Source organism: Perlucidibaca piscinae DSM 21586 (assembly GCF_000420045.1).
Classification (GTDB): Bacteria; Pseudomonadota; Gammaproteobacteria; order Pseudomonadales; family Moraxellaceae; genus Perlucidibaca; species Perlucidibaca piscinae.
In genome coordinates this window covers 11839-35216 of the sequence record NZ_ATUE01000010.1, presented here as the reverse complement: position 1 = coordinate 35216, position 23378 = coordinate 11839, and the positions used below count along the sequence as shown (strand labels likewise).

Genomic DNA, 23378 nt, shown 5'->3' with positions numbered 1-23378 from the left:
GGCCCGCTCTTGTTGTGTTGTTGGCCATGTCTGCGGCGTTCGCAAGCAAAGCATCCGAGGCGGGATATTACAAGGCACCCGGCGACACCGAGACAAAATCCGACGAAAGACGGAAAATAGCGGGCAGCCGGGAATCTGCCATAAAAAAAGCCCGGCAAAAGCCGGGCTCCAGCACGTCTTCGTGCGGCGTGCGTCGCGATCAGCCCTTCCTGGCGTAGGCGTTGCACCAGGCACCGGCAGCCACGAGCTTGCCGGCAAAGATGCCGCACTGGCCCCAGGCATCACCCGGCTTGGCCTGGAACAGCACGCAGTTGGCGCACTTCTGGCCGGCGGCATAGCGTGGCGACTTGGCCTTGTCGACCTGTGCCGCATTGGTCTTGTAGCCCATCGCGATGGCTTGCGGATCGGTATCCTTGAGCTTGGGCGAGTTGGCAAAAGCAGCCGGGGAGACAGCCATGCCCACGCAGGCGGCGGGTACCAGCTTGAGGAATGTGCGACGATCGGTCATGTCAGAACTCCTGTGGATGACCTGCATATCGTGTGGGCATTTCATCCGCCGGGTCAGTGAACAAATGCCCGCTGTCGCGCGTTTTGTCCACAGGCCGGCTGCAGCCGATACAATCACGACACCCTGACCAGGATACCCCTTGCATGCCCCATGACGTTTCCCTGATCGCCATCCTCGCCATCGGCTTCGGGCTGGCCATGGTCTTCGGCTATTTCGCGCACCGCCTGCGCATGCCGCCGCTGGTAGGCTACCTGGTCGCCGGCATCGTGATCGGACCGGCCACGCCCGGCTTTGTCGCCGACCTCAGTCTCGCTGCCCAGCTTGCCGAGATCGGCGTCATGCTGCTGATGTTCGGTGTCGGCCTGCACTTCTCGCTCGCCGACCTGATGGCCGTCAAGCGCATCGCCGTGCCCGGCGCCATTGTGCAGATCAGTGTCGCCGCCCTGCTCGGCATGGCCGTCTCCATGAGCTGGGGCTGGAGCTGGGTCGAGGGTCTGGTGTTCGGTCTCTGCCTGTCCACGGCCAGCACCGTGGTGCTGCTGCGTGCCCTGGAGAGCAAGGGACTGCTGAAATCCATCAATGGCCAGATCGCGGTTGGCTGGCTCATCGTCGAGGATCTGGCCATGGTGCTGGTGCTGGTGATGATGCCGGCACTGGCTACCCTGCTCACTGCAAACGCCGCGGGTGACAGCGACCACGCCACCAGCGACCTGCTGCTGACCCTGGGCATCACCCTGGCCAAGGTCGCCGCCTTCGTCGTGTTCATGCTGGTGATCGGCAAGCGTCTGCTGCCGCGCATGCTGTGGTGGGTATCGCGCACCGGGTCGCGCGAACTGTTCACGCTGACGGTGATCGCGGTGGCACTGGGCGTCGCCTTCGGTTCGGCAAAGCTGTTCGATGTCTCGTTTGCGCTGGGTGCCTTCTTCGCCGGCATGATGATGCGCGAGTCGGAGTTCAGCCACCGCGCTGCCGATGAATCGCTGCCGCTGCGTGACGCCTTTGCGGTGCTGTTCTTCGTCTCGGTGGGCATGCTGTTCGAGCCCAGCGTGATCTGGGAGGAGCCGCTGCATCTGCTGGCCGTGGTAGCCATCATCGTGTTCGGCAAGACGCTGGCAGCCATCGCGCTGGTGCTGCTGTTCCGCTATCCGCTGAACACCGCACTCACGGTCGGCGCCAGCTTGGCCCAGATCGGCGAATTCGCCTTCATCGTGGCCGGCCTCGGCGTTTACCTCAAGCTGCTGCCGGTGGAAGGCCAGAGCCTGGTGCTGGCCGCCGCGCTGATCTCGATCGCGCTGAACTCGCTGATGTTCGCCGCCATCGAGCCGGTGCAGCGCTGGGTGCGCTCGCACTCCAGCCTGGCCCGGCGTCTGGAGCGCAGCAACGACCCGCTGGCCCAGCTGCCCATGACCACCGACGAGGAACTGCTCACCGGTCAGGTGGTGCTGGTCGGCTATGGCCGTGTCGGTCGCCGCATCGCCCGCTCGCTGCGCGAACGCGGCATTCCCTTCGTGGTCGCCGACCAGAATCGCGAACACATCGACGATCTGCGCCGCGATGACATTCCCGCCGTCACGGGTGACGCCTCGACCCCGGACGTGCTGATCCAGGCCCATGTGCATCGTGCCGCCATGCTGGTCATCGCCCTGCCGGACACCCTGCACGTGCGCACCATGGTCGACATCGCGCGTCAGCTCAATCCGAAGATCGCCGTGGTGGTGCGCGCCAACAACGGCACCGAGGCCAGACTGCTGGAGGAGGAAGGCCTGGGCGAGGTGTTTGTCGCCGAAACGGCTCTGGCACAGAGCATGTCAGGGCATATCGCGCAACGCTTCGGCAAGTGAGCCTCAGGGCATCACGCCAGTGCCGCACACCCCAGCACGGCCGGCACCACCAGCGCGGTCACCTCGCAGCGTATGCGCCAGTAGCGTGATGACACGCGACCGGCGCGCCAGCGTTGGCGGTCAGCCAGCCACAGCGCCACGAACACCACGGTAAGCACCGGCAGTGCCGCCTGCGGCGACAGCCATACTGCCGCTGCCCATGTCACCAATGCCAGCAGGTTGCTGAACAGCAGCCAGATGGCCGCCGCCGGCTCCATCACGACCTGCCCCCAGAGGGCTCCGCTCATGAACGCGGCGATCACCACGCCATACCCGAGCACGATAGGCAGCACCGGCCCCAGCACCGGCAGCGCCTGCTGCCCCAGTGCCAGTGCGGACAGCGCCAGCAGAAACGGCAGCACGCCGGCGCGAGGCAGCCAGGTCACGCAGCGGGCATGCCAGACAGGGCTCATGGCCGTTCGCGGGTCAGCAGGAAAGGAAAGCCCAGGCGACGCAGGCCCGGCAGGTCGATGACGGTCATGGCCAACAGGTGATCCTCATCGAGCTGGCGCACCTCGTCGCAGACAAATCGCCAGGGCAGCGGGGAGCTGGCGCCGTAGGTCAACGCCAGGACCGGCGTGTCATCGCGCAACGAAGGTCGTATCGCTGCCGTCATCGGCAGCACCTGCTCTTCGCGACCACCCCGCATCACGCGGTTGACGGCCTGCCCGGCCTCAAGGAAGCACTTGCCACGCCAGCCGCGCAGGCCGCTGGCGGCAATGGCGGGTGGCGCGGTCATGCGCAGCCAGGCCGGACCGATGAAGTCTGCGCGGAAATTGCCGTGACAAAGGGCAAACGATGGCGGATGCAAGGTTTCAAACAGGGTCTGCAGGCTGCCCAGCGAAAGCTCGCTGAGACGGGAGGACATGTCGGGCATCGGGCAACTCGCGTCTTTCTGAATGATCATGAACATAGCGTTTCCGGACCGGGATGGCGACCGGACAATCCCCGCGCCTGATTCGCCGCCAGGCTGTCCGCTGTTCCGTCCTGTCCACTGGCCAATCGCCACGCCGAGGTCAGACTCGGCAAAACGTTAGGGAGCAGAAACAGCATGGCCACCATCTGGATCACCGGCGCCAGCGGCGCCATTGGCGGCGCCCTCGCCCGGCGTCTGGCGCAGCAGGGCCACGCACTGGCCCTCAGCGGTCGCAACCAGGACGCCCTGGCGTCGCTGGCCAGTGAGCTGAGCGTGCCGCATGTGCTGCTCACCGGGGACCTCTCGCTGCCCGGCGTCGCCGATGCCCAGCTGACACAGGCGAGTGATGCCCTGGGTCCGCTTGACGGCTTCGCGCACGCTGTCGGCAGCACGCTGATCCGCCCCCTGCACCTGACCCGTGATGACGACCTGGTCAGCCTCATGCAGGTCAACTACTTTTCCGCTGCCTGTGCCTTGCGCGCCTTTGTGCAGCACGTGCGCAGCCAGCGCCGGCCCGGGTCCGCCGTGCTGATCGGTTCGCTGGTTGCCGAGGCCGGCTTTCCCAACCACGAGGGCATTGCCGCCGCCAAGGCAGCAGTTGCGGCCCTGGCGCTGTCCACGGCCGCCAGCTATGCCGACAAGGGCATACGGGTGAATTGCGTGCACCCCGGCCTGACGGTGTCGCCACTCACGGCACGACTGACCGGCACGCCGGAAAGCGCCGCCCGCCAGGCCAAGGTCAACCCCATGCAGCGCCTGGGACAGCCTGACGACATCGCCGCCCTGATCGCCTTTCTGCTGTCACCGGATGCCGGCTGGATCACTGGCCAGCAGATCGGCGTCGATGGCGGTCATGCTCGCATTCATCCCCTGCCGCGCGACTGATGGCCTGACCAAGGCTCCCTGCTGACGTATGATAGTGATGTGGATAGCTCATCCCCGGTCTGGAGCGTGTCATGGCGTCACCGTTGTTGAAACCCGTCCTCTGGGGCACCTGCGCCTATCTGGTGACGGCGCTGGCCTACCTGGGGGTGCAGCAGCTGATGAGTCGATCGCAGACCGATGCGGATGCCGTGCTGGTGGCACCGGCCGAGGTCGAGGAAGCAACAGCTCCCGCCCTGCCGCTGGACGAGGCCAGCGCCGAGCACAAGGCAACGCGCTCGGCCATTGCCGACTGGCAACCGAACATCGACGACGCCATCGATCAGCTCGAGGAAATTCTCATCACCGACCTGCCACCGGGCGAGCTCAATGCCACCCTGGCAAACCTGAACACGCTCTACGATACCCAGCTCTATCTGACCTTCATCGAGTATCTGGCCAACCTGCCGCAAGAAGAGGTTCCGGCGGCCCTGCGCGAGCAGCAGCACTGGCTGGCCACACGCAAGGAACTGATACGGCGCAGCCATGACCAGAGCCCGGAGGGCAACCTGACTGCCTACAGCATTGGCGAGGTGTATCTGCAGACCACGCGCCTGCGACTGGACGAGATCAGCCAGCGTCTTCCGCAGTGAGCACTCCCAGCCATGAAGCTGTGGTGGGTCTATGTGCTGAACTGCAACGGAGAGCGTCTCTACACCGGGATCACGACCGACGTCGGCAGCCGCTATGAAGCCCATGTGCAGGGACGAGGCGCACGCTTCACCCGCAGTTTTCCGCCCCTGGCGCTGGTGGCAAGCACACCCTGTCCGAGTCAGCGCATTGCCCGGCAGCTGGAGTGGCAGATCAAGCAGATGCCGGTGCGTGCAAAGCAGTCGGTGATACGTAGCTGGCAGCTGGGTGACGCAGCTCGACAGGCAGCAACTGCTCCATGTAGCCCGTGGCCGCCAGCACCGCCTGCTCCTGAATGGCCTCCGAGATGACCCCTTCGCGGTAATAGCCGTATTTGAGACAGGCAAAGCTGATTTCAACCACGACCGTGGTGGCCGAGGGATGCCGGCTGAGATCAATCCGGGGCGTCGTGGTCAGCAGCATGTCATGCACGGCAGCGCCGATGTTGTCCACGGTCACGCCCTGGGCCTGGAAGGTGGCCCGACTCACCGGCCAGCCCAGGATCAGGATGCTGGCCACCGGATTCTGGTTGAAATGCCCGGACACGCCACGGATCAGCAGCGGAATGGTGTCACGCCAGTGATATCCCGCCAGCGCCTTGGCACCCGTCTGCATGTACTCCAGCACACGCGCGAGCTGGCGTTCGGTGATGGCGGCAAAGAGCTGGTGCTTGTTGGCGTAGAACTGGTAAAGACTGGCGCGCGGCACACCGGATGCCTCGGCAATGTCCGGAATCGAGACCTCTTCAGGGCCGCGCTCCAGAATCAGCCGCTCGGCCGTTGCGATGGCTCGATTGACGCGCTCAAGGGTACGCGCCTGGGAAGGCTTGCGAAGTCGGTTGGGGGCTTCCATGTCTCTCTCAAAAACAACACCAGTTTGAATTTTTGCACAAATTCACTTCCGATTTTTATGAAATCATCGTCTTGTCGACGGACGGACAGCCGGCACCGGTACGCACGACCGCCAGCAACCCTCCGGCCATGGCCAGATTCTTCATGAACAGGATCTGCTGCAGATCGTCCGCCTGACCGGCATGAAAGAGCACGCCGCTGAGCACGCAGAAAACCGCCAGGGCAGCCGCCGCCAGGCGCGTCTGCCACCCCAGCAGCAAGGCCAGGCCGCCACCCAGCTCGACCAGGATGACCAGCGGCAGCAAGCCTCCCGGCACGGACATGGACTCCATCCAGGCCATGGTGTCGTGGTAGCCCGCCAGCTTGCCGTAACCGGCGGCGATGAAGATGAACGACAGCAAGGCGCGCGCCGACAAGGCCAGCGCGGCATCGACTCGCGGACGGCGTGCCAGGCCATCCAGCGTGGTGATCATGGTGCGATTGAGTGACATCCGGTGTCTCCATGGCATGCGAACGGCAGCAAATCCCCTGCCATCCCGAAACGGCACTTGCCGACCGGCAAGCCTGGCTCTAGTGTTGCCACAGACCACCGCGCCGGGCAAATCCTCCATGCAACTGAATGATCTGGCAGTTTTCATCCGCATCGTCGAGGACGGCAGCTTCACGGCCGCCGCGGAACGCCTGGGGCTGCCCAAATCATCCGTCAGCCGAACGCTGACTCGTCTGGAGCAGGACCTCGGCGTGCGCCTTCTGCAACGCACCACCCGCAGCCTGCACCTCACCGATGCCGGCCGGCGCTTCTACGACCGCATACGGCACAGCCTGGATGCCGTCGACGATGCCTGCCGCGAACTCAGTGCCTGGCAGAGCAGCCCGCGCGGGCATCTGCGCATCACCATGCCGGTCGAGCTGGGCATGCGCTTCATGGGCGACGTGGTGGGCGAATTTCTTGCCAGCCACCCCGATGTCACGCTGGAGGCCGATCTCTCCGGACGCATGGTCGACCTGGTCGAGGAAGGCGTTGACCTGGGTCTGCGCATTGGCCAGTTCAACGACGCCAACCTGATCGGGCGCCGCCTGGGCATGCTCTGCGGGCGCTTCTACGCCAGCCCCGACTACCTGGCACGCCATGGCACGCCGGCCAGCCTGGACGAGCTCGAGCGGCACCAGCTGGTCCTGTTCCGGCAGCCGCACGAAAACATCCTGATGGTGGACGACACGGATGCCAGCGGCCGCGTTCACCCGCGACGCGTCACCGTGCATGGTCGCTTCAGCACCAACAATGCCGTGCTGCAGATGGATGCGGTGCGCGCCGGTCTGGGCATTGCCATGCTGCCAGCCTTTCTCACCGACACCGAGGTGGCTGCCGGCAGGCTGGTGCCGCTGCTCTCCGGGCATGTCGTGCGCAACGGCGAGCTGTGGGCAATGACACCCAGTCGCCAGCACATGTCCACCGCCCTGCGCGCCTTCATGGATCATCTGGTGGCACGGGTGCAGCAGCACCCGTGGTTCACCACCTGAGCACGAACAGGCAGACGCCCCTGTCTCAGCGTCGCTTGAAACCGATGCTGTGCGCCGAGATCGCGTTGGCGAGGAAGCGTGGCGCCAGTCGCACGCTGAACGCCATGATCTTCATCAGCCAGCGGTGAACGGCGATGCCGCGTCGGGCCTTCAGCGACTCGTAGGCGTAATCGGCCAGGCTGTCCAGCGTCGACAGCATCGGCCACTTGAAGGCGGCGGAAGCCTCGGCGTTGGCGGCACTGGCAAAGCCGGTGTCGGTCGGGCCCGGGCACAGGGTGGTGACGGTGACATTCTTGTGGCGCAGCTCGTAATTGAGGGCGTCGGAGAAGCTCAGCACGTAGGCCTTGGAGGCATAGTAGACCGCCGCCCCCGGCCCCGGCATGAAGCCGGCGATGGACGCCACGTTGAGAATCTGGCCACCGCCCTGGGCTGCCATGCGGCGGCCGAAGGCATGCGCCAGCGCGGTCAGCGTCGCGACATTGAGCTGGATCATCTGGTTCAGACGCGCGATGTCGGCCTCGATGAAGGTGCCGAACTCGCCAAAGCCGGCGTTGTTGATGAGCATGTCGACACGACGGTCGCCAAGCTTGTCGACCAGCTCCTGCGCCGCCCCTTCGTAGCCGAGGTCCTGGCCGATGACGCCGGCCTGGATGCCGTACTGGCCCGCGAGCTCGTCTGCCAGCGCCTGCAGCTTGCCGACGCTGCGCGCCACCAGGATCACGTCATGGCCATCACGCGCCAGTCGACGCGCCAGCTCCAGACCGATGCCATTGGACGCTCCGGTGATCAATGCCGTACTCATGCCTTTCCCCTCGTGCCGTGACAGATGATGTGTCGTTTTAATGTGGTACTAATGTACCATTTTTGATCGAATTCGCAATGACCGTTCATCGGATGGCCACCGCACTGAAAACAACGCTCGCTTTTCAGGCAGCAGATCTCTATACTTCGCCCCGCCGCAGCTAGCGGCCCATCGTGCCTGCCTTTTTAAGTACTGCCCTGGTCACTCTCAAGACCTCCTCGCAGTCTCTCTGGTTGGTTGGCGACGATATTACCGTCAGCCCACACCGAATCCGTCGGTCAGCTGTTTACTACTCACATCCGCGGGCAGACCCGCGAGGATAGACTTGTGTCCATGACTTTTGCAGACCTCAAGCTGCATGATGCCCTTTTGGCCGCCCTCAACGAAGCCGGCTACACCGAACCCAGCGCCATCCAGGCCCAGGCCATCCCTGTTGCCCTGACCGGCCGTGACGTGATGGCCTCGGCCCAGACCGGCACCGGCAAGACCGCAGCCTTCCTGCTGCCCAGCCTTCATCGCATCACCCAGACGCCGGGCGGCAAGGGCAAGGGCCCGCGCATCCTGGTTCTGACCCCGACGCGCGAACTCGCCCGCCAGGTCGAAACCGCTGCCCGCAACTATGGCAAGCGCCTGCGCATCTACACCACCAGCATCCTCGGTGGCATGAACTACCAGCAGCAGCAGCGCACGCTGCAGCGTCCGGTGGACGTCATGGTGGCCACCCCGGGTCGCCTGCTCGACCTGATGAACCGCGGCCAGATCAGCCTGGAGCGCGTCGAGGTGCTGGTGCTCGACGAAGCCGACCGCATGCTCGACCTCGGCTTCATCGAGGACGTCGAGCTGATCGCCTCGCGCGCGCCGGAAGACCGTCAGACCCTGCTGTTCTCGGCGACCCTGGAAGATCGCATTGCCACCCTGGCCGAGAACGTGATGAACAATCCGGAACGGATTTCCGTCACCTCGCAGAAGACCAAGCACGAGAACATCACCCAGAGCCTGTACTTCTGTGACGACATCGAGCACAAGAAGGCCATCCTGCTCAAGCTGCTGGCGGCGCCCGAAGTCAACCAGTCGGTGGTGTTCACCGCCACCCGCCGTGACGCGGAAGAGCTGTCCATGGAGCTGAGCGGCTTCGGCGTGCAAACCGCCGCCCTGCACGGCGACATGAAGCAGCCGGCGCGCAACCGCACCCTGCGCGCACTCAAGGATGGTCAGGTCAAGTGCCTGGTCGCCACCGACGTGGCCGCTCGCGGCATCGATGTCGCCGGCATCAGCCACGTGTTCAACTTCGACCTGCCGATGGTGCTGGAAGACTACGTGCACCGCATCGGCCGCACCGGCCGCGCCGGTCGTGACGGCACCGCCATCAGCCTGGTCAACCGTCGTGACCGCGGCAAGCTGCAGCGCCTCGCCGCCTACACCGGCAACAGCATTCCGGAACTGACCATCCCCGGCATGGAACCGCGCCCGGCACCCAAGTACAAGGACCGTGACGGCGCCAGCCGTGGTCCGCGTCGCGATGGCGGCGGCAGCGGCCGTGGCTTCAGCGAACGTCGTGGCCAGGGCTTCGGCGAGAATCGTCCGGAAGGTCGCCGTGACGGCGGCTACCAGGGCCAGCGCGACGGCGGTTACCCGCGCCGTGACGATGCCCCGCGTGCCGCTTACGGCCAGGGTCAGGATGACAGCCGTCGCGAACAGCGCCGTGCTGACCGCTTCGCCCCGCGCGGCGACCGTTTCAGCGTGTCGGCTCCGCGTGAAGATCGCGCCCCGCGCCGTGACTACGGCGCCAGCGAATCACGCCAGTGGGACAACGCTCCCAGCAGTGACGAGTCCATCGGCAACCGTGCCGGCGTCGCCACCCACGAGCGCAGCGCCTTTGACCGCAAGACCCTGATGGGTGACCGTCCGGCTTTCCGTCGCGGCGGCCCGGGCGCCGATCGTCGCCCGCAGCAGGACTTCCGTCAGCGCAGCGATGCCGCCCCGCGCGACACGCGTCCGTGGACCGAAGGTGGCCCGCGTCCGGCGCCGCGTGGCGACAGCTTCAGCGCAGATCGCCAGCAACCTCGAGGTCGCGAAGGCCTTGCTCGAGGTAATCGAGAAGGCGCTGCATCGAGGGAAGGGTTCGACGGCAGGCCGTCAAACCGAACTCCAGGTGGTCCACGTAACTGGTAAGCGTGATGTTGAGCGCGACCTGATCGACAGGAATCGATACCGGATACATGCCGGTCAGGCGCGCCCCGTTCCAGTACAGCGGCTCCTTGGGGCCCGGCACATTGGAAATGATCACGTTGAACGGCTGCAGGCCGGGCGCCAGCCCGGTCATCAGCTGGATCGCCGCCGGTGCCATCATGAGCGCCGTGTAATTCAGAATCTCCGCCGGGCTCATGGCCTTGTAGCGGCTCTTCGCTTCCTGCACCGAATCCTTCACCCGCTTCAGACGCAAGGCCGGATCGGCCACTTCCGTGCCCAGATTGGCCAGGATCATCGCGATCTGGTTGCCTTCCGAACTGTCATCACGACGCAGCGACACCGGCACCATGGCAATCAGGGGCTTGTCGGGCAATGCCTGCTGGCTGATCAGATAGTTGCGCAGGGCGCTGCCGCAAACCGCCAGAACCACATCGTTGAGCGTGCAGTCGAAGGCCTTGGCCACCGCCTTGAAACGCGCCATCGGCCAGCTTTGCGCCGCGAAGCGTCGCGAGCCGGTGATCTTGCTGTTGAGCAGGCTGGGCGGCGCCTGGAAGAAGGACACGAAGTTCGGATCACGGCGTGACTTGCGCGCCACCTTGGCAATTTCGCCGAGCACGGCCGGCATGGTCGCGACCTGCTTGCTCATGCCGGCGGTGAAGCGTGCCAGTCCGGTGGCCACTTCAACCGGATTGGGAATCTGCAGACCGGCCGGACGACGACGTGGCGGCATGGCCCAGATCGGCGGCAGGTTGCGCTCGTCCGGATCGGTGGTCAGGGCACGACTGCCCATGCGCATGGCGGCGATGCCATCGAACATGGCGTGATGCACCTTGCTGTAGAGTGCGAAGCGGCGCCCCTGCACGCCCTCGATCAGATGCACTTCCCAGAGCGGGCGTTCGCGGTGCATGAGGTTGCTGTGTGCCGACGACACGTAGGACAGCAGCTCACGGATGCGACCGGGCTTGGGCAGGGCGCGATGACGGAAGTGGTGTTCGAGATCGAACTGGTCATCCTCCTCCCAGAAGTACTGGCCGAAACGGCTGACCAGGCGCTTGTTGAAGGGCGATTGCGGCGTGTTGAAGCTGCGCATCTCCTCGACCAGGTCACGGATGTAGCGCGGACCGGCATCCTCGGGAAAGGTGAACAGCTGCAGGCCGGCGACATGCATGGGTTGCTGCCGCTTTTCCAGCCAGAGAAACAGTTGATCCGCAGGAGAAAGTGGCTTCAAGGACATGGCAACCCCGGCTGTGACGCGAACCCGACCTGTATGGACAGTTCTTTATCGGCCTAGGCTAGCGTGTTGCCGGAAAATTGGCATCCCTCTTTTGCAAGCGGACAAGGCAAGACAAGGGCTGAGGGCGCACTGACTGCCGCGCTCGGCGGCTGCTGTCCGACCCGGCACAGCAGCCCTGCCCTGCAGGAGACGCTCAGGGTGCAAGCGTCAGGCCGTCTTGCAGCAGGCTGCCGTTGCGCAGCAGACGAATGCTGCTGACATCGTGGTCGGCGAGGTTGAAGAAGTAGGGCCCCCGGTCCGTGACGGCGGCTGGCAGCGGCAGCGACAGCTCGGGCGCGAGCAGCGGCACGGTGACCGTACCGTTCGCGGTTTGCAGCTCGGCGCTCAGTGCCGAGGCGCTCAGGGTCGAGGGCACGAACGGCACCGGCGTCAGCTGCCACTGGTTGTTGCGGCGGGAGGCCTTGACCCAGCGCGGCGAGGCATCGCCGCCGCTGACGCGGGCAGCACTGGCGGTCTGCACTTCGGCTGCCGGCACCAGGTAGTTGAGCATGGACAGGTAGCCGCGATCCGACGTCCATTCCTTGGTGCAGTAGGACATGACGTCGGCGAACAGGAGCTGGTTCGCGAAGTTGCGGTAGGCACCGGAGAAATAGAAGCCGCGAATGTTGTCATAGCCCGCGACCCCGCCGAGACGGCCGTCGGTGTACAGGCGGGGATCCAGGCCCGGGGCACCACCGCAGTTGGCATGATCGAGGTCCATCAGGTGGCCGAACTCGTGTGCCACGGTGACGGCATCGTCGGTCATCCAGTGCGAGGCGTTGTACGGGCCGGAGGCGGACACATCGACAGTGGTGAAGTCACGCGCGATCAGCGTGATGCCGCCGACAAAGGCCAGCCCGACATAGGTGCCGTTCTGGTCCAGCGACTCCTTGAAGATGATGTTGTCAGGCAGCAGGCCGATGCACTTGGTGGCGGTTCGGGCATTGCTGTTGCCGGCATTCACCGACAGACAGACGTCGTTGACGCGATCCAGCACGTCACGGAACAGGTCGACGCTGCCAACCGCCGGGCTGCAGCTCGGCAGCAGATTGATGCCCAGGCTGCTGGTGATGCTGCCCACGGCGCAGAGCAGGCCGCCGACGCTGGTGGCGAGATTGTCGATTGCCACCGGAGCACCGACGACCGTATTCACGGTGGTGATCGGGAACATGCGCTCGAGCAGGTCGTTGACGATCTCCGATGACGGCACACTGGCGGTCTGGCCCTGGAAGGTGAGCGGAATGATGCGCACGTTCTGGGTGGTGGCCGTGGTCACGCGCGGGGTGAAAACCGCGAAGGTGCGATCGGCCTCGGTCGCCGAGCGTCCGCTGCTGTCATCGACGACCACGGCGATGCTCATGCCGGACTTGACCAGGCTGCCGTCGATGTCAGCGACATAGGCCGTGCTCAGGTTTTCCTGGTTGGCCGAGGTCGGTACCGTGGCAGGGGCATTCAGGGTAATGGTGGTGCAGCTGCTGGTAGCCGGATTGAACACCTGAAGCTGTCGCGTGGCAGGCTGGCTGACACCTGACTTGCTGGCCAGCACATCGACACGCACGCGAAGCGGCTTGCCACCGGTGAGGCGCGTATCCGGCGCGGAGGCATCCTGCTCGACCACCTGCAGCCAGCTGACCTTGGCAACGCGCAGGCCGTCATTGCGGGCGTCACCGAGATTCTGGGTGATGGCGCAGGGCGCATTGATGACACGGGACTGGCCATCCGGTGCCACCGTCACGCTGAAGCTGTTGCTGCTCACCGGACTGGCCGGTGTGCTTGGCGCTGAGCTTGAGCTGGCACCGCCGCCCCCACCACCGCCGCCTCCGCCACCACCACAGGCAGCCAGCAGCAAGCTGAGCAGCGTGACTCGACCGATACGGTCCCATGGTGTTGTCCGGAATGCGTGCATTGTTTTCCCCTGCCCTGTTGCGGGCATGGCCGAGTCACGTCGATCAGCCTGCCATGCCTTGCGTCAGGGCATGGTAGGACAAACGTGCCGGACCTTTGTTATGCCGGGTTACGCATTCCGTCGCAGCTTGGTCAAGACCTCGTGTCTTGTGTTACGTCGCGTAGCGATTGTGCCAGACCCGAAGCCCGCTCTGTAACTTGAGCCTGTGCTGTCAGCCAGACGGCCTCATTGGCCGGACAGAGATCAAAGCGCCGACGCGCCCGCGTCAGCGCGGTATACACCAGCTCGCGCGTCAGGCGCTCATGACCGATGGCCGGCAGCACCAGCGTGACCTGCTCGAACTCCGAACCCTGCGACTTGTGCACGGTCATGGCATAGACCGTCTCCACCGCCGGCAGACGCGCCGGCAGCAGCCAGCGCCAGCACCCATGCCGGGCAGCATCCCGGAAGACCACGCGCAGGCGTGGCTCCTCGCCATCGCGAGGCAACGACCACAGGGTCAGGCCGACATCACCGTTCATCAGACCCAGACGCGCATCGTTGCGGGTCACCATGACCGGGCGACCGGCATACCAGCTGCCGGCATGCTCGCCCCCCCAGCGCCTGTCGAGCGCCTCGTTGAGCGCCGCGACGCCATCCGCGCCCTGACGGAACGGAGCCAGGATGCGATAGCGCTCGAAGGCGGAGAACAGTCGTTCCAGCCAGGCTGCCTGAGCGGCCTCATCGCCGGAGTCCGGCCGCTCGGCCAGGCAGCGGCGATAGACGTCGTAAGGCTGCGCCAGCTGGTCGGGCAGGCACTCGCCCACCTCGGGCGCTGCCGCCTGCAGCTGTCCGGGGCTGGCTGCCGCACCCGCCTGCATGGCCGCCGCAAGTCGCCCGATGCCGCGATCGGCAGCAAAGCGATAGCTGTGACGCAGCATGATGACGTGCTGATCCAGCGCCTCGACGGATGCGCCCGGGGACCGTTGCCAGGGCGAGACATCCTCGCCGCTGACTTCGCCCAGCCAGCTCGCCAGCGCCGGGTCATAACGGCCATCGACGGCGCCGGCGCAGAGATCGCCCATCACGGCACCGGCCTCGACCGAGGCCAGCTGATCCTTGTCACCGAGCAGGATCAGACGTGCCGATTCCGGCAGTGCAGCCAGCACCGCCGCCATCATGGCCAGATCCAGCATGGAGGCTTCGTCAATGACCAGCACATCCAGCGCGAGCCGGTTGCCGGCGTGATGACGAAAACGCCGGGACTCGCCCTGGGCACCAAGCAGCCGATGCACCGTGGCCACGTCGACCGGAATCACCGCCTTGATGGCATCGGCAACGGGCAAGGCGGCCACTGCACCGGTCAGGGTCTCGTTGAGGCGTGCAGCGGCCTTGCCGGTCGGGGCCGCCAGACGGATGCGCAGCGGCTCGCCGCCGGCCGCCAGGGCCTGGCGCTGCAGCAGCGCCAGCAGCTTGAGCACGGTGGTGGTCTTGCCGGTACCGGGCCCGCCCGTGATCACCGTGAAACGCTGGCGCACGGCCAGGGCACAGGCCAGCTTCTGCCAGTCCGGTGCCGGCGTGGCCGCATCCGCTGGCTGAGACTTGCGGGGAAACAGCTCGTCCAGCCAGGCAGCCAGGGCTGCCGATGCCGGCAACGGCAGAACCGGCTGCAGGCGCTGGCGCAACGCGGCAGCCACGGCCGTTTCGTCCTGCCAGCTGCGCCGCAGGTAGAGATGACTATCCTGCAATACCAGCGGCGCCGACGTGTCGCGCCGCGGACTGGCGGTCAGCCAGGCACAGTCCTGCAGCAGGTCAGACCAGCTGCCGCCGCCACGCCGGCGACGGGCATCATCCAGCACGGCCAGTGCGCCGGCATGCATGAGCTGCCGGTGCGGCTCCTGCAGCAGCTGCTCCAGCGCGAGACGGACATGGCCCTGCCCCAGTTGCCGGCTGGTCAGTGCCGTCAACAGACAGGCCAGCACCGAAACGCCGCGCGCATGCCGGCACAGGCTGTCGACCAGGGCGACATCCAGCGGACGCAGTTCGCCTGTCTGCAGCAGGCCGGCTGCCAGCGCCGGCCACGGCGGCAACGGCATGGGCAGGTCATCATCCAGCGCGAGTGCCGGTGCCGGAAACAGGTCCTGCTGGCGTACGTCGCTCATGCCTGTGCTCCCGCCGGAGCGGCATTGCCGCGAACGCAGGCATCCAGCGCCTCGATCACCTGGCGTGACGGCCTGTCGACAAAGACGCCCTGTCCCGCCTCGCCCCAGCCGCGCAGGAACAGATAGACCGCGCCGCCGACATGGCGGTCATAGTCATAGTCCGGCAGACGTACTTGCAGATGCCGGTGCAGGGCCAGCAGATACAGGCTGTACTGCAGCTCGTAGCGATGCGTCAGGATGGCATCACGCAAATGCTCGGACGCGTAGTCGGAGGGACTGTCGCCGAGGTGATTGGATTTGTAGTCAGCCACGTAGTAGCGCCCGTCATGCAGGAACACCAGGTCCATGAAGCCCTTGAAAAGGCCGTTGAGCGACTGTGCCTCCAGCACCGGACGCGGCAGCCCCGGCAGCACCTGCGCACGCACCACCGCATCCAGGGCCTCGGCCCGGCTGTCCTGCACGGCAAACCAGAACTCCAGTTCAGCCTGGTAGCTGGCCAGATCGCGCAAGGCCACCCGGCCACCGCCCGGCAAGGCCATGTCGGCGGCCAGCCAGTGCTGAAGGCTGGCGGTCAAGGGGCGTGTCTGCTCGTCCCAGCCACGCTGCTGGCAGCGCCGGCGCACCTCGTCGGCGATACCGGCCGGGTCTGCCGCTGCCCGGGCAAAGCCCTGCCCGGCCGCCCACTCCAGCAGGTCATGCCAGAACGTGCCGATCTCGGCACCGCGCGGCAATCCGGCCAGCTCGGCCAGAACCTGCTCGGCAAAGCGGTCGTCGGCAGCGGTCTGCACCGAAGCGACATCGGTAACGCCCTCGGCCAGACCATGGCCATGCCCGGTCAGCGCCATGAAGCGCAGGGCACTGTAGCTGGCAATGCGCCAGCCACGCCCCGACAGACCGCCGAAGCGGCTGGCCGGACGCAGCGCCGGACCGGCCTCGGCGTGCCAGGCCGGCGCCGGCTCACCCTGCAGAGGCCAGGGGACCGACACCAGCCCCGGCACCTCAGCCTGCAGCGCCGTCAGCAAAGCGGGCAGTTCCTCGGCCTTGACGCTGGCGGCACCGGCCAGCCAGTAGGCCCAGGGACTGCGCTGCAGCACCTGCGACTTGCTCGTGCCCTCGGCGGCTGGCAGCAGGGCCAGCCAGAGCAGTGATTGCGGCCGCGTCATGCCGACATAGGCCAGGCGCAGGTCCTCCTGCAACTGCTCGCGCTGATGGCGCTCCGCAGCGTCGACGGCGCCCGGCCGCAATGATTTCACCTGCGGCTGCAGGTCCAGCACGCGGCGGTCATCGGCATCGTGATAGCGCAGCCAGTCACGCACCGATGCGCCGGGCAGGCCCAGGAAAGGCAGACAGGTGACGGGATATTCCAGGCCCTTGGACTGGTGCAGGGTGACGATGCGTATGCGCTCGGCATCGCTTTCCAGACGCAGCACGGTGTCATCCTGCGCACCTTGCACTGCCGCCTCGCGGCAGCTACGCACATGCCGCACCAGACCCTGCTCGCCCTGCACCTGCGTTTCAGCCTGTGCCAGCAACTCGGCCAGATGCAGGAAGTTGGTGAGCTGGCGTTCGCCATCGACCTGCTGCGCTGACAGCAGGCGGGCCGGCACCTGGTGGCGGAACAGCCAGGCACGCAACACGGCCAGCACGCCCTGCTGGCGCCAGACCTGCTGCAGCTCGCGACAGGCGGAGACCTCGTCTTCCCAGGCACGCTCGTCATGACGCAAGCGCTCGAGCGCCTGCCAGCTGCGCCCCAGCGCCGGAGTCGCCAGCGCCAGACGCAGGCGCGGCTCATCCTCGGGCGAGGCCAGCGCTTCCAGCCAGCATTGCAGCTGCAGTGCCTCGTCACCGGCCCAGACCGAGTCGCGATCGGAGCCGTAGACGCTGGGCAGCGCCAGGGCATGCAGGGCGCGACGCACGCTGGCAGCCTCGTGGCGACTGCGCACCAGCACCGCGATGTCACCCGGCTGCAGGGGGCGCAGCCCGGTGCTGTCGGGACCGGGATCCGCACTGAAGCCCAGGTCACCGGCACGCGCCTGTGCCAGCCAGCCGGCAATGGTCGCGGCACAGGCCAGGGCCAGCACGTCACGGGCACGGCCGGCTGACAGCACCTCGGCATCCGGATCGCAGGCAAGCTGCATGGCAGGCACCTCGACCCAGCCCGCCGGGCCGCGCTGCAGCAGACGTTCGTGCCGACCATTGGGGACAACCGGGTGATAGCGCAGGCCCTCGGCACTGCCGTCGCGGGCAAAGCTGCCTCCCGTCAGGCTGCGCTCGGCATGCCCCCAGAAGGCATTGACGGCATCCACCAGCGGTTCCGTCGAGCGGAAATTGCGGCCGAGGGCAAAATGCGGCGTGCTTGCCAGCGCCTTGGCCTGCCAATAGGTCGGCAGATCCGCACCGCGAAAGCTGTAGATGGCCTGCTTGGGATCACCGATCAGCAGCAGGCAGCGCGCCGCGGCGGCGGGCTGTCCGGCGTCGCCATACAGGCGCTGGAAGATGCGGAACTGCAGGGTGTCAGTGTCCTGGAACTCGTCGATCAGGGCCACCGGATAGCGTCGCCGCAGCGTCTCCGCCAGGCGTTCACCGCCGGGCTGATGCAGTGCCCGCTCGACTCGCCTGAGCAGGTCATCAAAGCCCATCGCCGACAACCGCTGCAACTGCCGCTGCAGCTGGCTGGCGACCGTGTCACGCAGCACCAGCAGCAGGCTTGCCAGCAGGTCATGCTCGCCATCCCTGAGGTCATCGGCCAGCTGCTGGCAATCCGCCAGACGCGCCAGCCAGGGATGCTCGGGCACCGGCTGACCCTTGCGTGCCGCCTTCTGCAGTCGCTCCGGCAGATACTTGAGTACCGCCTCCGGCACTGCCTCCTCGTCATTCCAGGCGGCCATGGCGGCATCCAGCCGTGGCGCCAGCCCGGCCGGAAAACTCTTGCGATTCAGCCAGCTGCCGTCATCGGCCGCCTGCAGACTGGCGAGCACCGCCTCCCGCGCCGTCACCCAGGTCTGCCTGAGTTCCTGCAGGGCCTGGCGACGCCGCCTGTCCCGGGTCTGCCAGTGCTGCCAGGCCAGATCAACCTCGGCGCTTGCCGGCACACCGGCCAGGGTCAGCGCGGCATCGGCATTGTCGAGCAGCGGGCGCAGACGCTGCGCCAGTGCCTCCGGACTGCCCAGCAGACGCGCCACCACGGCCGCGCGCTCGCGCTCAAGGCCGTAGAAGAGCTGGCGCCAGGCATCCTGCACCGCCTGCTCGCGACAGACGCCGAGATCCTGCAGCAGGATCAGCCGGAACAGGCTGCCACTGTCGAAGGCATGCTGCTGCAGCACGCGCAGGCACCAGGCGTGGATGGTGCTGATGGCAGCCTCGTCGAGCCAGTCGGCGCTGCGCTCAAGCACCAGCGCGGCCTGCTCGCGCAGCGCGGTCTCCGGATAATCCTGCATCAGATCGTGCAGGAAGCGCTCCTCGCTGCTGCCGCGCCGGAATGCCAGCGCGGCCTCGACCAGACGCGCCCGGATGCGGTCGCGCAACTCGAGGGCAGCGGCCTCGGTGAAGGTCAGCACGAGAATCTCGGGCGGCAGCCGGGCCGGCTCGCCGTGCTCGCCCCGGGGCGCATGCCCCAGCACCAGCCGCACATACAGGGCGGCGATGGTCCAGGTCTTGCCGGTGCCGGCACTGGCCTCGACCAGGCGCAGCCCGTGCAAGGGAAAGCTCAGCGGCTGCAGGGTCTGCTGCACGAACTCAGTCATCGCTGTCTCCCTGCGCAGACAGGATCCAGTTCACCATGGGCAGATACAGCTGCTCGGCGACCTGCTGGAAGCGTCCGCAGGCCGACACGGCGGCAAAATCGGGATAGGCCCAGATCATCGGAGGCGCCGGCGGCCGCGCTGCGCGGTCCTCGCCGTCATAGACGGTGGCGGCAGCAGCCATGGCCTTTTCGACATCAACGGCTGCCTCGCCGCGTGACCGGGCCGAAGGCATGGCCTTGCGGGCAAAGGCCAAGGCGGCATCGCGCGGCAAGGGCAGCGGCTCGGCCTGCCCGGCCAGCCAGGCCGCCACGAAGTCCCGGCACCACTGGTTGGCCAGCGGCGACGGCAATGCTGGCCAGCGCAGCAGGCCGCTGCCGCTGAGCACGGCACAGGGCAGCGACTGGCCGCTCTGCGCCAGCAACACCTGGTCCAGCCAGAACGGCATCAGCGCGGCAAACTTCGTCACCCCGCCCTTGCTGTCATGCACGCGCGAGCCGGTCAGGCCCCACAGCGTCAGCTCGCCATCCGGCCCGCGCCGGATCAGCGGCGGCGGAAGCTCAATGGTCACCGGGCAGTCAGCGACCGCAAGCGTCACCTGGCGGGTGCGCTGCACCACCGGCTCGGACTGGCGCAGTGTCTCGGCCGCCTGCCAGAGCCGTGCTGCCTGCTCATCCAGCGCCTGGCTGGCCAGCTCGCCGAAACCGCTCAGCGGCCATTGCCCGCTGCCGGCGCGACGTTGCAGGATCTGCTGCCAGACCGGCTCGGGATCCGGCAGCAGCAAGGCCTGCAGCAACTCGTCCTGGATGCTGTAGCGAGGCAGCCCGTCAAGCACGAAGGGCTCGTGCTCGGGCGCCTGCTCATCGGCACGGGGCCAGCGCACATCAAGCCGGTGATGCCAGAAGCTGGCCACCGGATCGCGCCACCAGCGCAACAGCTCCGGGGCGGTCACCGGCATCTCGGGCAGACGCCGCTCGGACACCGCCGGCACCTCGGCAGGCAGCGGGTCGAGTGCGTCGCGCCAGCTGCGGGAAAAGGTCTGCAGTGACGTGCCGGGCAGGAAATAACGCGCACTGAAGGGCTGCAGGGGCAGCTCGGTATGCAGCTGCTGCCAGAGCCGTTTCTGCGCAGCGGGGCTGTCATCGTCAGGATCAGTATCGGCGCAGCGCCAGGCCTGCAGCACGTAGTCACGCCACTGCCCGACCAGCAGCGAGGGGGGCTGCTCCTGGTTGTTGCGCGCGCTGCGGCCGACCCAGCTCAGCAGGACATGGTCACGTGCCGACAGCAGGGCCTCGAGGAACAGGTAGCGGTCATCCTGGCGTCGGGAACGGTCACCGGCCCGTGGCGCCAGCGCCATCAGGTCGAAATCGACCGGCGGCCGCTGACGCGGAAACTCGCCATCATTGAGCCCGAGCAGACAGACGACACGGAACGGGATGGCCCGCATCGGCATCAGGGTAGCCACATGAATGCAGCCGGTGAGGAAGCGCTGGCTCATGCCGCCCTCCTCCAGCCGTTCCAGCCAGGCGTCGACCGCCACGCTGCGCGACAGCCGCAACTCCGCACCGGCCAGCGTCTGCCAGTTCGCCAGCTCTTCCTGCAGACGCGCCAGGAGACGCAGATCCTCGGGCGTGTCCGGGGCGAGGAAATCGTCCAGCAACGCGCGGAAGATCACCGCCCATTCCGCCACCGGGCGCTCCGCCTGCAGCTGCGCGGCCATGTCGCTGAGCTTTTGCAGAAACTGCGCCATCGGTCCCAGCAAGGCGGCATCCAGCGGCGAGAAATCCGCCTCCGGCCAGACACCGGAAAACGCGTCGGCATCCCCGGCGGCATAGCCCAGCAGCAGACGATCGAGCGCGAAGGCCCAGGTGTTCGCGGTCAGCGACTCGCGCATGCCCCAGGCCCGGCGATGTGCCGGATCCAGCCCCCAGCGCGCACCGGCCTGCTCGAACCAGCGCCGCAGCAGTGGCAGATCGCTGGCAGCCAGACCGAAGCGGGCATGAATGGCAGGCACATCGAGCACCGCCCAGAGCTCGAGCAGGGTGCAGCGTGCATCAGGCAGACCCAGCAGCCAGGTCAGCGCACGCAGCATCGGCGCCTGATCGCTGACCGGCCTGTCCAGCAGGGCGAACGGCAGGCGCGTGTCCGGGTCGGCACCGAACACGGCCTGCACCAGCGGCGCGTAATCGCGGATGTCCGGCACCATCACCGCCACGTCCTGCGGGTGCAGGGGCTGGCCGGCCTCGCGGGCGGCATCGAAACGCCGCAGCAGGTAGTCATGCAGGGCCTCGACTTCGCGCAGGCGGCTGTGCGCGACATGGCAATGCAGGCTGTCATCACCGGCCGCCACCGGAAGACGTCCGGCCGGCGTGGATGGCAGCGGCTGCAGCTCGCGCACGGCGGCCTGGAGCTGGGTCAGCAGCGTGTCGGCAGGCTCGGCGTCGAACAGGTCGATGCGCTGGCCCAGGCCCTGAAAACGCGCCCGGTAGCTGTCGGCATCATCGTAGTCGGCCAGCATGGCCAGCGTGTCACGACCTTGCTGGCCCCAGGCCAGCAGCAGCGGATTGGCGTGATCACGCAGACTGTGCTCGGCCAGTACCGGCGGCAGACCGGGCCTGAGAGCGTGCCGGCGTGGCCGGGGCTGCAGCAGATCGGTCCAGTAGAACTGGCAGGGATTGACCATGGCGACGATGACCTGGCAGTGCCGACCCAGTGCGGCCAGGGCCTCCAGCACATGACGCGGCAGCGCCGACAAACCCCAGACGATCACGCGCCGGGGCAGCTGCCGGGGTCGCCGGTCGGCAGCCGCCAGCGCGGCCAGGAACTGCTGGTGCAAGGCTGCCCGGTGACCATCGGTCGCGAGACCGTCACGGGCCAGGCTGTCGAGCAGCGCGCGCCACAGCGCCGGTTGCCAGCGCTCGCGTCCGGGTACCGGCTGCGGCTCGCTGACCGCACGCGCCGGATCACCACGCAGACGGTCATCGCCAGCCGCCCAGTCGGCCAGCCAGTCCGGCCGGTAGACCTGGTACTGGTCGAACAGGTCGGCAATCTGCTGCGCCAGCTGCCAGGCCTTGCGGCCATCCGCATCGTCCTGCAGGAAGCGACGCAAGGGAGCATGCACGGGCTCGTCCAGCCAGGCCGGCAGCTCGCGCAGCAGGCGCCAGAGCAGCGGCTGCTTGTCCAGCGGCGAGGTCGCGGGCACTGCCTCGTGCCCGAGCACGTCACGGTAGGCACGCCACAGGAAGCGCGCCGGAAACACCACCTCCAGTGCCGCGCAGATGCCCAGGCCTGCCGGCTGCCCGGCACGGGCAGGCTCGGCATCGGCGGCCAGCGCGGCCTTCAGCCACTGCGCCATGCCATTGCTCTGCACCAGCACCACCTCGTTCTCCAGCGGGCCCAGCGGGTAGGCGCGCAGCCAGTGCACCAGGACATCGCGCAGGTGCTCGAGGCGATGGCTGTGCAGAACGATGAAGCCTGGACGAATCTCGTGGTCGGTCATGAACAGGGCAGAATCCGCAGGATGATGACGAACAGGCTGGCAGAGGGCAGGCTCATGCCGTGAGCCTGCGCACGAATCCCTGCAAACGCTCGCAGATCAGATCGATGCTGGCATGCAGGGGATGATCGTCGTCCACCACGGTGACCACGGCCTGCCAGGCCGCCGCCGCGCGCAGCGAATTGTCCAGCGGCACCACGTCGTCATGACGGCCATGGACGAACTCCACGGCAGCCCCGCGCAGCGGCTGCCCGGGACGGTCCAGCGGATAGCCCGGCAGATCGAAGGCCGGACAGAGCAGGAACAGACCAGCCACCTCGCGCCCCGCTGCCTCCGCCTGTCCGGCAACGCGTGCGGCGACAAAGCCGCCCAGGCTGGAACCGACCAGCAGCACCGCCTCGCCGACCGGCAACAGGCTCAGCAGATGCGCCGCGCGCGCCTCGGGATCGCGGCTGAAACGGAAGTCCGGTGCCTCGCTGCGCAACCCCAGCGCCTCGACCGTGCGCCGCATGGCCTGGATCTTGAACCCGTCCGGACCGCTTTCCATGCCATGCAGAAAGAACACTGTCGTCACACCCAGCTCCTTGTGGTTGTCTTGCGCCG

Annotated in this window: 16 protein-coding genes and 2 pseudogenes; 6 read left to right on the top strand and 12 right to left on the bottom strand. The window is 66.9% G+C overall.

The features are described 5' to 3' along the window. Positions 1 to 199 precede the first annotated feature (199 nt). Positions 200 to 508 carry a high-potential iron-sulfur protein gene (locus F595_RS0111390; protein WP_022957003.1) on the bottom strand — a complete coding sequence of 103 codons (309 nt, stop codon included), beginning with the start codon at positions 506 to 508 and terminating at the stop codon, positions 200 to 202. A gap of 143 nt (positions 509 to 651) precedes the next feature. Here F595_RS0111390 and ybaL point away from each other — a divergent pair, with 143 nt between their 5' ends. Further along, positions 652 to 2349 carry a YbaL family putative K(+) efflux transporter gene (gene ybaL / locus F595_RS0111385; RefSeq protein WP_022957002.1) on the top strand — a complete coding sequence of 566 codons (1698 nt, stop codon included), beginning with the start codon at positions 652 to 654 and terminating at the stop codon, positions 2347 to 2349. An 11-nt stretch (positions 2350 to 2360) separates the two neighbouring features. On the opposite strand, the gene F595_RS14310 is transcribed toward ybaL, so the two are convergent. Continuing rightward, positions 2361 to 2801 (bottom strand): DUF3429 domain-containing protein, encoded by a 441-nt coding sequence (locus F595_RS14310; RefSeq protein WP_022957001.1) that lies wholly within the window; start codon positions 2799 to 2801, stop codon positions 2361 to 2363. Further along, complete coding sequence (locus F595_RS13945) at positions 2798 to 3256, bottom strand: hypothetical protein (protein ID WP_040568669.1); 459 nt, start codon at positions 3254 to 3256, stop codon at positions 2798 to 2800. The genes F595_RS14310 and F595_RS13945 overlap by 4 nt, the downstream gene beginning before the upstream one ends. 183 nt (positions 3257 to 3439) lie before the next feature. Between F595_RS13945 and F595_RS0111370 the strand changes: the two genes are divergently transcribed. From F595_RS0111370 to F595_RS15010, 3 genes and pseudogenes are all read left to right on the top strand, one after another. Continuing rightward, entirely contained in the window at positions 3440 to 4189 is a 750-nt protein-coding gene (locus tag F595_RS0111370; protein WP_022956999.1) for an SDR family NAD(P)-dependent oxidoreductase, read from the top strand. A 71-nt stretch (positions 4190 to 4260) separates the two neighbouring features. Continuing rightward, positions 4261 to 4818 (top strand): hypothetical protein, encoded by a 558-nt coding sequence (locus tag F595_RS0111365; protein WP_022956998.1) that lies wholly within the window; start codon positions 4261 to 4263, stop codon positions 4816 to 4818. A 12-nt stretch (positions 4819 to 4830) separates the two neighbouring features. Then, positions 4831 to 4977 (top strand): annotated as a pseudogene (locus F595_RS15010) (GIY-YIG nuclease family protein); the annotation flags it as partial. Between the two features lie 52 nt (positions 4978 to 5029). Here F595_RS15010 and F595_RS13940 read toward each other — a convergent pair. Both F595_RS13940 and F595_RS0111355 read right to left on the bottom strand, forming a co-directional pair. Next, positions 5030 to 5707 (bottom strand): TetR/AcrR family transcriptional regulator, encoded by a 678-nt coding sequence (locus F595_RS13940; RefSeq protein WP_022956997.1) that lies wholly within the window; start codon positions 5705 to 5707, stop codon positions 5030 to 5032. Positions 5708 to 5762: 55 nt separating this feature from the next. Beyond that, a complete protein-coding gene (locus F595_RS0111355) occupies positions 5763 to 6197 on the bottom strand; it encodes a DoxX family protein (RefSeq protein WP_022956996.1) in 435 nt (144 codons plus the stop codon). Positions 6198 to 6315: 118 nt separating this feature from the next. On the opposite strand from F595_RS0111355, the gene F595_RS0111350 reads away from it, so the two are divergent. Beyond that, complete coding sequence (locus tag F595_RS0111350) at positions 6316 to 7227, top strand: LysR family transcriptional regulator (RefSeq protein WP_022956995.1); 912 nt, start codon at positions 6316 to 6318, stop codon at positions 7225 to 7227. 25 nt (positions 7228 to 7252) lie between these two features. Here F595_RS0111350 and F595_RS0111345 read toward each other — a convergent pair whose 3' ends face one another. Beyond that, positions 7253 to 8029, bottom strand: a complete 777-nt coding sequence (locus F595_RS0111345; protein ID WP_022956994.1) for an SDR family NAD(P)-dependent oxidoreductase — start codon at positions 8027 to 8029, stop codon at positions 7253 to 7255. 333 nt (positions 8030 to 8362) lie between these two features. Between F595_RS0111345 and F595_RS14895 the strand changes: the two are divergent. Further along, a pseudogene (locus tag F595_RS14895) lies at positions 8363 to 9367 on the top strand (DEAD/DEAH box helicase); the annotation flags it as partial. Positions 9368 to 10070: 703 nt separating this feature from the next. Here F595_RS14895 and F595_RS14545 read toward each other — a convergent pair. From F595_RS14545 to F595_RS13925, 6 genes are all read right to left on the bottom strand, one after another. After that, the gene (locus F595_RS14545; protein ID WP_228126959.1) at positions 10071 to 11453 is read right to left on the bottom strand and encodes a WS/DGAT/MGAT family O-acyltransferase; all 1383 of its coding nucleotides are present in this window, start codon (positions 11451 to 11453) and stop codon (positions 10071 to 10073) included. A 193-nt stretch (positions 11454 to 11646) separates the two neighbouring features. Further along, on the bottom strand, positions 11647 to 13248 hold the full coding sequence (locus F595_RS0111330; RefSeq protein ID WP_022956991.1) for a zinc metalloprotease: 1602 nt from the start codon (positions 13246 to 13248) through the stop codon (positions 11647 to 11649). Between the two features lie 281 nt (positions 13249 to 13529). Then, a complete protein-coding gene (gene recD / locus F595_RS13930) occupies positions 13530 to 15539 on the bottom strand; it encodes an exodeoxyribonuclease V subunit alpha (RefSeq protein WP_022956990.1) in 2010 nt (669 codons plus the stop codon). Further along, positions 15536 to 19282 (bottom strand): exodeoxyribonuclease V subunit beta, encoded by a 3747-nt coding sequence (gene recB, locus F595_RS0111320; protein WP_022956989.1) that lies wholly within the window; start codon positions 19280 to 19282, stop codon positions 15536 to 15538. Before recB ends, recD begins: the two co-directional genes overlap by 4 nt. Then, complete coding sequence (gene recC / locus F595_RS0111315) at positions 19275 to 22778, bottom strand: exodeoxyribonuclease V subunit gamma (protein ID WP_022956988.1); 3504 nt, start codon at positions 22776 to 22778, stop codon at positions 19275 to 19277. Before recC ends, recB begins: the two co-directional genes overlap by 8 nt. Before the next feature lie 52 nt (positions 22779 to 22830). After that, positions 22831 to 23349: a YqiA/YcfP family alpha/beta fold hydrolase gene (locus F595_RS13925; RefSeq protein ID WP_022956987.1), complete on the bottom strand. Its 519-nt coding sequence runs from the start codon at positions 23347 to 23349 to the stop codon at positions 22831 to 22833. Positions 23350 to 23378: the final 29 nt, after the last annotated feature.